Genomic DNA, 14,547 nt, shown 5'->3' with positions numbered 1-14,547 from the left:
TCGTGCTCCTAAACTCGAAATTCGTGTCGATCGTTTCATAGCGCCGTAGGTACTGCTCGTCCTCATGGATACAAGTCGCCTCCGACAGCCCTTCGGTACTGCACAGGCAGATGTGTCGCCGCCCGAAGTTCTTCCCCGATCGCCCTGGCCCCCACCGGCCCCAACATCTCGTCGTGCTCTGCGTCGACGTGACGTACCCGTAGGGGTCTGTCCACGAAATCTCGCCACCCGGATGCACCGTCGGACCCCCGTGCCGAGACGTAGATAGTATCGCCCGAAAACACGCGGGGTGCGTACGCGGCCACCAGGCTCGGCGCCTCGACGACGGGTTCGTACATGCGCCGCATGTGTTCGCCGGTAACAGATATCGCCGCGGGATACTGTGCGCGAAAGTTTTTCGAAATTGCTTCGAACGAATGACCCTCGACGCCGAGCCGACGGCCCAGATCTGCGACGGAGAAACTGTCGGCGTTCTCCGGGGCCGTCATGCGCGCGTCGACCAGAACCAGTGTCACGTTACTTCCCTCCTTCTGCAGTCTCGTCGCGAGAGCGTGCGCGATGACTCCACCGAGCGACCACCCGAGTACGACGCACGGGCCCCCGTCGTGAAGAGCACGGATCTCACGCTCGTACCGTGCGGCGTACTCCTCGACGGACCGCGGAAGCCTCTCGCTCCCGTCGAGCCCCGGGACCTGAACCCCGTAGAGCGGGCCGTCGACTTCCGTCGCCAACGCCGCATAGTTCCATGCGACACCGACGGCCGGGTGGATGCAGAACACCGGCACGCCGTCTCGGCCTGCAGCAAGAGGCAGGATTACGTCGAACATGTTCTGCTGCAGCATGTTCGACGACCGTTCGATGCGATCGGCGAGTGCGGTGACGCTGCGGTCGAGGAACATCCACGACACAGGAACGGGAACGTGCAGCGCATCCGCGAGCGCGTCGGACACCTGCACGGCACCGAGGGAGTGCCCACCGATCTCGAAGAAGTCCGCATCCACATCGACGGATTCGGGGTCCAGACCGAGACCCTCTGCGAACACTCGTCGCACGGTCGTTTCGAGTTCCGAAGTCGGCCGCCTGCCCGTCGACAACGGCTGAGACGGGGCGGGAAGCCGTATCGCATCGATCTTTCCGGAGATCGTCACGGGTAATGCGTCGACCGTCGTCACGGTGACCGGAACCATGTACGACGGTACCCTCCCTGCCAGGAAAGCACGTACGTCTCGCTGTGTCACTGCGCCGACGACGTATGCCGCGAGCTCCTTGCCGGTTTCCGATTCCCTGCCCAGCACGTACGCCTGGTCGACGGACGGATGGCGCATCAGTGCGGCTTCGACCTCGGCGGGTTCGACGCGGTGGCCGCGGATCTTCACCTGTGCATCCGCGCGTCCGAGGAACTCGAGAACGCGCCCGTCCGGGCGCTCCGACCAGCGCACGAGGTCGCCCGTCCGGTACATCCGAGTTCCTGGCTTGCCCAGCGGGTCGGGCACGAATCGCGACGACGTCGACGCTGGCCGTGCGACATAGCTGTCGGCCAATGCCGGTCCTGCCAGATACAATTCGCCGACGACGCCCGGAGGCACCTGGCGCAGCCGGCAGTCCAACACCAGCGTATCGAAACCCTTTGTCGGCGTGCCTATTCCGACGTGGGCGCCGCCCGCCAGGTCTCGGCTGCATGTACCCATGATCGTCGCCTCGGTCGGCCCGTACGCGTCGAACACGGATCTGCCGGGTGACCAGCGGCGGACCAACTCGGAGCTCACGGCGTCCCCGGCCATGATCACGGTCGTGACCGTCGGCACCGCATCGGCGTTCGTCGCCGCGAGGACGGCCGGCGTGAGGCAGACATGCGTGACCCCTGCGTCGGTCAGGAACTCCGCGAGCTGCCGTCCGGCATGAACGGCAGAGGGCGCGATGGCAAGGGCCGCACCGGATCCCGCGGCCAGCAACAGCTCGAACACCGACGCGTCGAAACCCGGTGAGGCGAACTGCAACACAGTCGATCGATGGTCGACACCGAACATCTCTCGTTGCGACAGAACCAGATTCGCAATTCCACGACCGGTCACCCGAACCCCTTTGGGTGCCCCGGTCGATCCGGACGTGTAGACGACGTAGGCGACGTCGTCGGGCCTCGGTGGTGATGCGTGAGCGTGCTCCGCCTGCGCTGTTGGTGCCAGCCAGTCGATTCCGTGCCCGAGTGGCTCGGCCGAAATCCCCACCACCGGGCCCACCTCACGGATGATGTCAGCGATACGCGATGCGGGATGAGCGGGATCCATCGGCAGGAACGCGGCACCGGACTTCGCGACGGCCCACACGGCCACGACGTGGTCGACGGACCGCGGCAACACCAGTGCGACGACCGTGCCAGGACGGGCGCCACGCGCGATCAGTGCGTTCTTCAGCGCCTCGGATCGTGCGTTCAAGTCCCGGTAGGTCAGCTCGGCATCCGAATCGACGACGGCAACCTCGTCGGGCCACTGATCCACCGCAGCGTCGAGGACGTCTGCAAGGCCGAGATGTTCGGACACTCCGACCGTGTGCGCGGGCAATACGCCGTCGGTTCCGAGCACATCGATCCGTCCGAGCTCGGCGGCGGGGTCGTGTACGACGGCGCGCAGCAGAGCCGTGAGGCGAAGTGCCATGAATTCCACTGTGGCCGAGTCGAACCGCGCAGACGCGAACGCCATGGTCCCCGCCAAGGACTCACCCGCGTCGTCGATCACGATCTCGAGATCGAACTGCGTGTCCGCGGTGGGAAGCAGCCGGACGTCGAGGTCGATGGTCGGGCGGGACGACACCGACAACAGAACCTGGAAGAACGGGTGCGCGTCGCCGCGTCGCGAGGGTGCGAGATGTTCGACGACGTCGTCGAACGGGACGTCGGAGTGCGCGAACGCGTCGAGGTCTCGGTTGCGCACGTCGGCCACGAACTGCTCGAAAGTGAGGCCACGCCGAATCGGTGTGCGGAGAACGACTGTGCCGACGAACATTCCGACGAGGTCGTCGAGCTGCGAGTCCGTTCGACCCGACACCGGGGTGCCGACGGCGACGTCGTCGGTGGACGCGAGGTCGGCGAGCAGCAGTGCGACTGCCGCGTGGACGACGACGAACGTCGATGCGCCGAGTCTGCGCGCCAAGGCTCTCAGTTCGGCGCTGGTCTGTTCGTCGACCGCGAACTCGACAGGACGGACCATCAACCCCGGATCGGCTGCGCCGGTGGGCAGTTCGAGGTAGTCGGGAAGGTCCTTCAGAGCACGTTCCCAGAAGGCGAGCTGCGTGGGCCGCACGACATCCAGAACCGCTGCGTGCCAACGACGAAAGTCTGCATAGTCGACGCCGAGCTCGGGGAACTCCGGTGCGCGGCCGGCGAGTCGGGCGTCGAGCGCAGTCTGCACGTCCCGGAGCAGTGGTGCGATGGACAGACCGTCGACGGCGATGTGATGGGCGACGACCACCAGCTCGTGGTCGACGAGTGCAAATCGAACGGGTATCTCGGTGGTCAGATCGAAACCGGCTTCGGCCACGTCGTCGGCAAAGGACTCGAGCACCACATCGCCCGCAGCGCGGACCGACACGACGGGCCCCGGCGCGTACACGGTCCGCAGCGGCTCGTGCCGATCCAGCACGTCGACGATCGCCACGCGCACGGCAGTGATGTCGACGTCGCGTGGCAGACGCACCGCACAGGCCAGGTTGTACGCGCTCGACTCGCTGTTCAGCCTGTTCTGCAACCAGATTCGACGCTCGGCTGCCGACGGGGCGGACGTCCTGTCGGTACGGTGTATCAACTCCGGCAGTTCGACGCGTCGGCCCTGCATCGTGTCGAGCTCGGCTGCAATACTTCTCGCGGTCGACGCGTCGAACAGCGTGCGTACCGGTACGTCCACCCCGAATGCTGCACCGATCCGCCCGGCCGCCCGGATCGCGATCGACGAATCGCCTCCGTGAGCGAAGAAGTCGGCGTCGACGGACAAGTCGTCCCTCTGCAGCAGCTCGGCAAGGATGCCGACCACGATGTCCTCGGCCAAGGTTCGTGGGGTCGCGTCGACCGTGGTGGCGTCGGGTACGACGAGCGCAGCCCGATCCACCTTGCCGTTGGCGGTGACCGGCACGTGGTCCACGAACACTACGACGCCGGGCACCAGCGATGAGGGAAGGATCGATGCCGCCCATGCCCGAGCATCGACACCCGGATCGCCGACGACCCAGGCCACCAAGCGATCTGCGCGTACATCGGCGACCGCACGGTCGAGTCGCGGATGGGACGCCAGTGCAGCTTCGACATCACCGAGCTCGACGCGCACTCCACGCACCTGCACCTGAGAGTCCGTGCGACCGAGGAAGTCGAGTTCTCCGTCGGGTCTGCGTCGGACGAGATCGCCTGTGCGGTAGACCCGTTGCCCGCCCGAGTATGCCACGAACCGCCCGGCCGTCGACGCCGCGTCTCCGTATCCTCTAGCCAGGCCGTCGCCACCGAGGTACAGCTCGCCGACGGCGCCGAGCGGCACGGGATGCAGCCGTGCATCGAGAACCAGACACGCCACCGAGTCGAGCGGAGATCCGATGGTCACGCTCGTCGTCAGCGGTCCGGTGAGGGTCGCCACCACGGTCGCTTCGGTCGGGCCGTAGGCGTTGAGCATCGTTCGACCGGGAGCCCATGCACCGACGACGTCGGGCGGCAGCACGTCTCCGCCGACAGCGACCGTCGTGACCGTCTCGACAGGCGGTACGGTCGCGAGAATCGCAGGCGTGGACAGGAAGTGGGTGACACCGTGGTCACGGAGGAACTCTGCCGTCTCAGCGCCTCCGACGAGTGACGCCGGGGCGATCACGAGCGTTGCTCCCGATCCGAATGCCAGCACGGTCTCCAGGACAGCTGCGTCGAAGTTGACCGAATAGCCCTGCAACACCCGCGATGCCGACGTCACGCCGTACCGTGGGACCACCTGCCGCGCAAGCGCACACACCGCTCTGTGGGTGACCGTCACACGCTTCGGAACGCCGGTCGACCCGGATGTGTGCACCACGTATACGGGGTGGTCCGGGAGTAGTGACGTATGCCGATCGGCATCGGCGATAGGAGCATCGCTGAATGCGAGCGCATCTGCCTCCGACACCCACGTGACTCCAGGCTCCGTTCCGCCGATGCCGACCGCGGCGGTGCGCAGCATGTGTGCGCGTCGTGCCGCCGGGAAGTGGGGATCGACCGGCATGAACGCTGCACCGGTTTTCAGGACGGCCCACATCGCGACGATGTACTCGGCCGACCGTTCGAACGACAGCGCGACGGTCGTCTCGGGTCCAGCTCCATGGGCGATCATCAGACGCGCCAGGCGATTCGACCTCACGTCGAGGTCGTCCGCGGTCACGGGAGCGACGCCGTCGAGTCCACCGGGACGCAGCAGATCCGGCAACACCTCGGCCGCACCGGGCCTCGGACGTCGACCAGGCGAGGCCAACTTTATGTCACCGACCACAACATGCGGGTCCGCGACGACGGCAGCGAGGATCGTGTGGAATGCCTCGACGAACGCGTCGACAGACCGACCCAGATACATGTCCGACGCGTATTCGAGCCATCCGTCGATGCTGTCCGCGGACTCGGTCAGCACGAGGTTCAGGTCGAATTCGGACGCGGTCTTCTGGCCCGTCACCACCTCGAACGGGACGTCCGGGCGAGAGGCTGTGTCGTAGGACAGCATGACCTGCACTGCACGTTCGTACGGTATCTCACTGTGCGACAACGCTTCCAGGTCATGGTCTCGAACGCCTGCGAGTAGGTCGGTGAAGCGTGCGGCCCGATCGATCTCGACCACCAGAGGGGCGGTCTCGACGAACATCCCGACCATGCCGGCCGTGTCCGGATGTACCCGTCCCGACGTCGGCGTCCCGATGACGGTCCGGTCCGTGCCGCCGAACCTCGCCAGCGTCGACGCGAACACAGTGTGCACCAGCATGAACGGTGTGGCGTCGACCGTCCTCGCGAGCCGACGCACCGCCGACGCATCGGCGATCCGGAGTGCGATGCGCGACATGTCCAGCGACCGTCGCGGCCCGTCCACGGGCAGATGGGCGTGCGGCTCCAGCGGAATCGGATCGTGCCCCTCGCGGCCCCTGTTCCACACCGCGAACTGCGGATACTGCGCTGCCAGGCGCGTCCACCGGGGCGCGCTCCCTCGAGTACGGGCCCGCCAGGCGTCCGCGAAGTCACGCATCAGCAGATCGATCGAGGCTCCGTCGACGGCGATGTGATGTGCGACGACGGCGAGGGCATCACCGTCGAGAGTGCGTATCAGTGCAGTCCGCAGAGGAACCTCGGTCGTCAGGTCGAAAGACTGTGCAGCGCAATCATGGAGACCCTGCTCGACTGTGTCGGCGTCGATGTGTCGAATGTCGAGCCTGGCAGGGTCCACCACGACTTGATGGGGCCCACGCTCGTCGGTCGGGAAGTAGCTTCGGAGAATGTCGTGGCGCCGGACGACGTCGTGCAGCGCAGCGATCGCGGCTACTTCTCCACCTGCAGGTAAGCGCACTGCGACGGGCATGAGGTAGGCCGTGGAGGGTTCGAGCTTCTCGGCCACCCAGATGCGATGCTGCGCCGACGACAGCGGCACCCGGCTCGGAACCACGACGGATGCGAGGCTCTGCGGGCGCATGGATTCGCGCTCGTCGACGAGTGCCGCGAGCGAGAAGACGGTGGGGTGCCGGAACAGCTCCGCGAGCGTGATCGGGGAACCCAGACGCGACAGCACCGTCGACGCGGTCAGCGAGTCACCACCGGCGTCGAACAGGTTGTGGTCGCGACCGACGGACTCGATGGACAGTACGTCCGAGAATATCTGTGCAACAGTCCTTTCAGTCGAGGTAACCGGAGCACTGTACGTTCCGCGCACATCGGGTAGCACCATCGCACGCCGATCCGGCTTGCCGCTCGGTGTCAGAGGGATCTCGTCGACCGGAACGATCGTCGGCACCATCCAGGCAGGGAGAACGTCGCGCGCGTACGCCTCGATCACTGCGGTGCGGCCGTCCAACACGACGAAGGCGACCAGGCCGTTGCCACGAACCGTCGCCACCGCGTCGCGCACCGACCGATGCCCGGCGAGCGCAGCTTCGATCTCACCGAGCTCGATGCGTCGACCGTTGATCTGGACTTGAGCGTCGGCCCGTCCGAGGAACTCCAGCGTGGTGCCGGTGTTCCGCACACGGTCTCCTGTGCGATACAGACGTCGGCCGGGCACATCGGGGTCGGCGACGAAATATGCTGCCGTCGGTCCGAATCGGTGGTCGTACCCACGTGCGATACCGTCGCCGCCGAGATAGAGTTCGCCCACCCCGCCGTCGGGTACACGCCGCAGTCGACGGTCGAGGACAAGTGCCCGCACACCCGGCAACGGGCTTCCTATCGTCACCGGTGCACCCACTGCCATGGGCTCCGAGACCGTCGCCAACACGGTGGCCTCGGTGGGGCCGTACGCGTCGAACATCGTTCGCCCCGGCGCGAACCGGTCGCGCAGTGCAGGGCTGCAGACGTCACCACCGACGTCGAACACCTCGACACCGTCGAGATCCTGTGGCTCGAGAGTCGCCAACACCGCGGGTGCGGTGATCAGATGGGTAATACGTTCTGCTGCAACGAATTCTGCCACCTCCCTGCCGGACGTCACCTCCGGCGGCGCGACGACGAGTGTGGCGCCGGACGCGAACGCCATCACCATCTCCTGTATCGACGCGTCGAACACCGGTGACGCGAGATGCAGCACGCGCGAGCTGCGTTCGATGCGGTAGTGCGAGACCACCGCATCGGCAAGCACGTTCACACCCCGATGCGTGACGCTCACGCCCTTGGGCGCTCCCGTCGAACCGGACGTGTGAATGAGGTAGGCCTCGTTGTCGACCGACACCGGACCGGGAACCGGCGAGGCGTCGGACAAGGAGTCGACCCAACGTATGCCGGCGAAAGGCGCTGCAGCATCGGTGATTCCCAGACCGACGCCCGCCGCACGCAGCATGTCCACCGACCGCGGGTCGGTCCGGTCCACGGGCACGAACGACGCCCCTGCCCGCGCGACGGCCAGGCACGCGATGACGGATCGGTCGGATCTCACGACATCGACGGCGACGCGCACCTCGGGGCCGGCGCCCGCGTGCACGAGTCGACCAGCCACAGAATGGATTTCGTCATGGATCGTGCGGTAGGTGTACGACCGGTCACCGAACCGAAGCGCCACGTCGTCGGGTCGGCCTCGCACCAATTCGGGAAACGTGCACGGCACCACCGACGCCGGGACCCATGAGGAATCGGCACCAGGAAGATCGATGTCGTCCAGGAGGCGATCGTCGTCCGACGCTCCGAGATCGTCCAGAATTGTCAGAAATCGGTCGAGGTGCGTCGTCAGAGAAGCCTGGTCGTACAAGTCCGGATTGCCGAGGAGATCCACGCGCGTACTCGCACCTGCGACTCCGGGGTACACGTTGACCATGATGTCGTCGACCGGTCCGCTGGACAGCACGTGATAGTCACCGACGACGTCGCCCAGTCGAATGGCAGTGCCGAAGTTCATGATGTTCACGGTCGGCCCGAAGGAATGCCCGGCTCGAAAACGCTGGTGCCGCAATGCACCCGACAGCTCCAGTTCGAGCTGTCGCCGCACCCCGCCGACCGTCGTCTTCGGCTGCAGATCGATTGCGACCGGGACGACACCCGCCAGCATGCCCGCCGACGCGCGGAGCCGCGCGGTGGTTCGGCCCGACACCGGCACGCTCAACACGATGTCGCTCATGTCGGTCATGCGGCCGAGATACACGGCGAACGCTGCCAGCACGTCGGGCACGTGCACCGCAGATCCAGCGACCACAGCACCGACGGTGACGGCGGTGCCTGCGGTAGGTTCTCCGCGGCCGGCCAACCATGCACGCTCGGGGAGGTTTTCGAGCTTGTGTGTCCAGTACGCCCGGTCGGTATCGTAGCGAGTGGAGTTCTGGTACTCGATCTCGTACTCGCGTATCTCACGCAGCGAGAGAGCGCGCGTCGGTGGCACGTCCGCGCCGTCGATCAGCGCCGAATACACTGCCGCCGTTCGGTTCTGCAACACAATCGAACCGATGCCGTCCATGACGACGTGGTGCGCCCTGCTGAACCAGAACCATCGGTCCGTACCGACGTGGAGAAGCTCGGAGATCACCGGCTGCTCCCCTGTGACGTCCACGGGCTCGCGGCACCGAGAGTCCATGTACTGCAACGCCGTGTCGATCGGGTCGTCCGCCTCGCGCAGATCCCGGTATTCCAACGCGTAGGTCGCAGACCGTTCGACCTGCTGGTACACGACACCGTCGCGTTCGTGCAGGCTCACGATCGCCGACTCGAGTTCACGCGTGGCGATGTGCGACGCGCGAATCAGAGTCGGTACGTCGACACCCCCGACGATGTCGACGTACTGCGCGATCGTGAACGGCACCAGCGGATCGACGGCCTGCGCGATATAGATGTCCGCCTGAGCGGCGGACAGAGGGAACGGTGAATCGATGTCGGTGACGACGTGGGAATTCGTCACGACACGAGCAGAATCCGATGCCACACGACCCCCTCCCGACAAGGGTTCTCCGAAATGCGAGAAGAATGTTCCCGCTCGTACAAGCTAGTTCCTTTTCACGAATCGTTCCACTCCGAGAAATGCACTCCAATGCCGTGAAAACACTGCTTGGCCGCACCTTTTCGCCGCATCACCCTGGGATTGCATCGATAAACGTCCATTCGCCCGTTTCCCTGTTCGGTGGCCTCTCCCATGGTCGTCTGCATCCGAATTCGAAAACCTCGTGCCACTCCACAATTTCTCCACGAGATGGACATTTCTTGTGATCACGCTACGATCACGGCGGGGGTACACCGATTTCGCACGACCGGTAGGCGATTGTCGAATCCCCGAATACCGCTCGGTCCGACTCTCTTGCGTCAGGAGCATTCCCTCATGTCCGAACACGCCCCCGAGGAAAAGCAGAATACTTCCGCGAAGCGGCCGCTCGTCGTCGGTCTCGGAGTTGCCGGCGTGGTCGTCGTCGGGTTCGCTGCGTGGCTGGGCTACTCGGTGTATTCGGCGCAGACGAATCTGGAGACCACCCGCGACGCGGCGACGCGAACCAAGGACGCGTTGCTTGCAGGGGATGTACCGGCAGCGCGCACCGCTGCCGCCGAGGCCGTCGTCGCCGCGGACGCAGCGCGTGATTCGACGACGGCGCTGCCGATGACCGTCGCCGCAGCCGTGCCGTGGCTCGGAAGCCCGATCGATGCCGTCGTGCAAATCACCGACGTCGTGCACGGTCTTGCGGTCGACGTCCTCGAACCTGCCACGGAGGCAGGTGCCACCATTTCCCCGGACAGCGTCGTCGAGGGAGGCGGGAAGGTGAACCTGCAGGCACTCGCCGACGCCGAACCCGTTCTGGCACAGACATCCGCGGCCGCGTCGGAGCTGTACGAACGTGCCCGACAGATCGACGATCCCACGTATCTGGCCGTCGTGAAGGATGCGCGGGAACAGCTGCAGAATCAGACCCACGATCTGGCCGGGCTGCTCGGAAACACCTACACCGCAACACGTCTGCTTCCGAAGATGATGGGCGCGGACGGTCCTCGCTCGTACTTCCTGGCGTTCCAGACGCCCGCCGAGGCTCGCGGAACCGGCGGACTGATCGGTGGTTACGGCATTCTGCGTGCGGACGACGGCTCAGCGCACATCGACAAGCTCGGTACCACACGGGAGTTGGAGTTCGCCGAGCATCCGATCGATCTCGGACCCGAGTACGACGCACTGTGGGCCCCGCGCAACACCACGGTCGATTTCCGAAACTCCAACGCCAGTGCCAACTTTCCCTATGCCGGCGAGATTTGGACGTCGATGTGGACCGAACAGACGGGTGAGCCGCTCGACGGTGCCATCGCGACCGACCCGATCGCGCTGAGTTATCTGCTCGGAGCCACCGGCCCGGTCCGGTTGGCCGACGGCGAGGAGATCACCGCGGACAACGTCGTCGAGGTGACGCTGTCGAGCTCGTACGCACGGTTCGGCGACGACCAACTCGCCCGGAAGATGTACCTGCAGGAGATCGCAGCGGCCGTCGTGACGAAGATGACGAGCGGCGTCGCACCGACTCGCGCATTGATCGATGCGCTCGGCCGCGCCGGAAGCGAGGGTCGCATCGCAGTGTGGAGCGCCGACGCGTCGTCGCAGGAGATTCTCGCGAGCACAGCCGTCGGACATGCACTTCCCGACGACCCGTCGCCGTACGCCGGTGTCGTCGTCAACAATGCAGGCGGCAACAAGCTCGACTACTACCTGGATCGCGACATCACGTACACCGCCGAGGCGTGTGCCGGGCCGACGCGGACGTCGACGGTCACGGCCACGTTGACCAACAACGTGCAGGCCGACGGCTTGACGACCTATGTGGCGAGCACCTTCCTGCAGGGCGTCCCGTACGGCACCAACGAGTCGATCGTGTACCTCTACGGCACGCAGGGCGCGACGATCACGTCGATGTCGATCGATGGTGCGCCCGCGTTCTCGGTGCAGTCCGGTACCGAACTCGGCCGTCCGGTCAAGGCTGCGTACTTGTCGATCGCTCCGGGTGAGTCGTCGACCGTGACGTGGGAGCTCGAGGAGCCGTCGGTGCCCGGGCAGGCGACGGTCCCGGTCCAGCCGCTGGTCGACACCCCGAACATCACCGTCGACGTGCCCGAATGCCGGTAGCCGTTCCTGAAAAAATTCGGTGAGATGTCACAACCAGGGGGTGCTGGCTCGACATCGGGTGCCCTGAACTGTGAGTGTGGAGGCGCACGTGCCCACGAACAGTTACGGAGATGTACCCACATGTTGCTGAAGTCCCGGCCGGTCTGGTCTGTTGCTGCTGCCCTCGCCGTCGGGACGGTGGGGTTGGCCGGTTGCAGCTCCGATGATGGATCCGACGCGGCAGCGGGTGACGCGACGACGAGCGCTGCGTCGTCGCAGGCCGAAGGCGGCAGTGACGCGTCGAGCGAGGTGTGCACCAAGCTGCAGGACATCTCGGATTACGAGATGCAGTCGATGACGGCGCTCGCCGGCGCGGATCCTGCGGACTGGCCTGCGCTGCAGGCTGCGTTGACGGCGTACTCGACCGGTCTCGCGGAGCACTACGACCCGGCCATCGACGTCGCGGACGAGCAGACCGCGTCGGATCTGACCAAGCTGCGCGACGCGAGTTCCGCGGCCACCGCGAGTGCCGCGGATGCGCCGTCGTACGAGGCGTTCAACGAGGCGTCGACGACGTCCATCGACGTCGAGACCGCTCAGGCCGCCATCGACGCCAGCAACCGTGTCGACCAGTACGCGCAGAACACCTGCGGCTTCTCGATCAATCAGCAGCAGGAAGCGCCTGCCCCTGCTCCCGCACCGGGCGGCTAGGGACTGAACGGCGGCGCGTCGCGCTTGAGACCCCAGCGCCACACCTGGCCGAGACGGGCCACACGCGCGCGCCGCGACGCCGACGACGCGCCACCCGCGATCACGCCTGCAAGGGTGACGAGCGCCAGTTCCACGCGCTGCAGGTAGCTGGTCAGCCTGCAGCAGTGGTACGACGTCAGGCGGATCGCGGCGTCGGCACGTGCCCGTTCGACGAGTCGGCCGTGGCTCTTCTGCGACGACGCAGCGATGTGCTGGATTTCGGCCCTTCGTGCGACGAGCAGTTCGATACCCTGCGCCGACGCGCGCCGGGACAGGTCGGCGTCCTCGCCGTACAGGAAGAATCGGGAGTCGAACGGACCCAGCTCCTCGAGAAGTTTCCTGTCTGCGAACAGCGCGCCACCACAGACCTTTTCGACGACGACGACATCTTCCTCGACTCCCGCGAGCTCGCTGGCGAACTGCTCGCGCCTGCGGGTTCGAGAGATCGAGAAGTTCCACTGCATGTACGCGTCCGATTGCACTCGGCCGTCGCGGTGCAGCCAGCCCCCGACGAGCGATCGCCGGTGATGATCGGCGGCATCGAGGAACCGGGCGAGTCCGTCGGGTGCCAGTGCCGCATCGGGATTCAGCATGAGAATCGAATCGGCCGTCGAATTCGCGACGCCGTGATTGACGGCGCGGCCGAAGCCCACGTTGCGTTCCATCCGCAGAACCCGCATGTTCGACGCGTCGATCGTGTCCTCGACAGGCGTCGAACTTGCGTTGTCCACCAACAGGATCGACCCTTCGATGCCGCATTCCCGATACGACGCCTGCACCGAGTCGGTGCACGCGCGCAGTAGATCGGGGTCGGACTCGAAGCACACGACGACGACGTCCACTGTTGCGCTGGTGGTCACGAGGTCACCTCTTTCTTACCGAGACCGAGAAGGCCGATTCCGAAGCCGCACAGGAGGAGTACCGGGCGGATGTAGAGCGCGTCGTAGAAGAATCCCGACAGCACGATCGCGAGAATCATCACGGCGCCCGCGCGTACGTATACCGACTCCGACCGCAGCAGCGCACGCAGCGCGATACACGTGAGAACGACGATGCCGAACACCATGACGATGCCGAAGTCCCACAGCAGACTGAGGAACAGATTGTCCACCGTCGTGAAGCCGTGGAATCCGAGACCACTGCCGAGCGCATCGAGCAGACTTCGTGCGCCGGAACCGAATACGACGCACGCGCCGCTGCAGGTGTCGGACCACTCGTCGAACACGATCGCGGCGTAGTTTCGGTTGTCGAGCGACGCAGACCCGGTGAGACTGCCGAAGTCGAACACGCGCTGACTCGACAACACCGTCCAGTACAACGCCACCAGGGTCACGACGACGGCCAGCAGCAGCGGGCCGACCCACGCGATCTGCTGCCCGACGACGGCGCGGCGGCGCGTGCGTACCGTCCTCGCCGCGACGACCAGGACCGCGATCGCGGCGGCGCACAGTATCGCGGAGCGAGTTCCCGAGGTCAGAACCGATACCGCGGTGGCGACCACGACGGTCCACCGCACGAGCGCACGGTGTGACCCCGCGGTCGACGACATCATGAGTGCTGCGGCACCGACTCCGACGGCGACCATGCCTGCGGGCACTGCCTGACCGATCAGTCCGCGTGCCCGAAAGGTGTCGCGGGAGAATGCCGTGTAGTGCGGATCGCCGAACAGGTCACCGAAAATGTGTTGCTGCAGTATGTATTCGGTCCCCATCGTGACGGCGAGCACGACGGACAGCACCACGAGAACCGTCAGCGGTGTTCTGAGCACCACTGCGAGTCCCGCCCCGACGAGGACGGGTGCCAGCAGCGTCACATACCCGACGGGGTTGAAGTTCATCAGCTGGTTGAACGACAGCACCAGGAACCCGAACAGCAACGCCTGCTGCACGATCGATGTGTCCGAGCGATGCACGGCCCACACCGCGACGGCGGATCCCACGAGCAGACTCAGCAATCCGAGGTAACGCCAGAACGATCCGATCGTCACGAAGTCGACCGGTACCGCGACGACGACAGTCGCTGCCACCAGCAGAAGTGCCGCGCTACGTCCCCCCACCCCCGCAAA

The 14,547-nt window shown here is 65.7% G+C and carries 5 protein-coding genes; 2 read left to right on the top strand and 3 right to left on the bottom strand.

What is annotated here, in order from left to right; all coding sequences use genetic code 11:
• Positions 1-62: 62 nt before the first annotated feature.
• On the bottom strand, positions 63-9,563 hold the full coding sequence (locus tag CHB96_RS20720; protein WP_245865972.1) for a non-ribosomal peptide synthetase: 9,501 nt from the start codon (positions 9,561-9,563) through the stop codon (positions 63-65).
• A 414-nt stretch (positions 9,564-9,977) separates the two neighbouring features.
• Here CHB96_RS20720 and CHB96_RS20715 point away from each other — a divergent pair, with 414 nt between their 5' ends.
• Positions 9,978-11,753, top strand: a complete 1,776-nt coding sequence (locus tag CHB96_RS20715) for a DUF4012 domain-containing protein (protein ID WP_089249768.1) — start codon at positions 9,978-9,980, stop codon at positions 11,751-11,753.
• Positions 11,754-11,873: 120 nt separating this feature from the next.
• On the top strand, positions 11,874-12,443 hold the full coding sequence (locus CHB96_RS20710) for a hypothetical protein (protein WP_089249766.1): 570 nt from the start codon (positions 11,874-11,876) through the stop codon (positions 12,441-12,443).
• Here CHB96_RS20710 and CHB96_RS20705 read toward each other — a convergent pair.
• Both CHB96_RS20705 and CHB96_RS20700 read right to left on the bottom strand, forming a co-directional pair.
• Positions 12,440-13,342 carry a glycosyltransferase gene (locus CHB96_RS20705; RefSeq protein WP_089249764.1) on the bottom strand — a complete coding sequence of 301 codons (903 nt, stop codon included), beginning with the start codon at positions 13,340-13,342 and terminating at the stop codon, positions 12,440-12,442. The two genes, CHB96_RS20710 and CHB96_RS20705, sit on opposite strands and share 4 nt — an antisense overlap.
• Positions 13,339-14,538 (bottom strand): hypothetical protein, encoded by a 1,200-nt coding sequence (locus tag CHB96_RS20700; RefSeq protein WP_141136518.1) that lies wholly within the window; start codon positions 14,536-14,538, stop codon positions 13,339-13,341. The genes CHB96_RS20705 and CHB96_RS20700 overlap by 4 nt, the downstream gene beginning before the upstream one ends.
• Positions 14,539-14,547: the final 9 nt, after the last annotated feature.

Source organism: Rhodococcoides kyotonense, assembly GCF_900188125.1.
Classification (GTDB): domain Bacteria; phylum Actinomycetota; class Actinomycetes; order Mycobacteriales; family Mycobacteriaceae; genus Rhodococcoides; species Rhodococcoides kyotonense.
This window is presented reverse-complemented; position numbering and strand designations above follow the sequence as displayed.

Coding starts and splice junctions, on each gene's coding strand:
- CHB96_RS20710 (WP_089249766.1), top strand. CDS start 11,874: ATGTTGCTGAAGTCCCGGCCGGTCTGGTCTGTTGCTGCTGCCCTCGCC.
- CHB96_RS20715 (WP_089249768.1), top strand. CDS start 9,978: ATGTCCGAACACGCCCCCGAGGAAAAGCAGAATACTTCCGCGAAGCGG.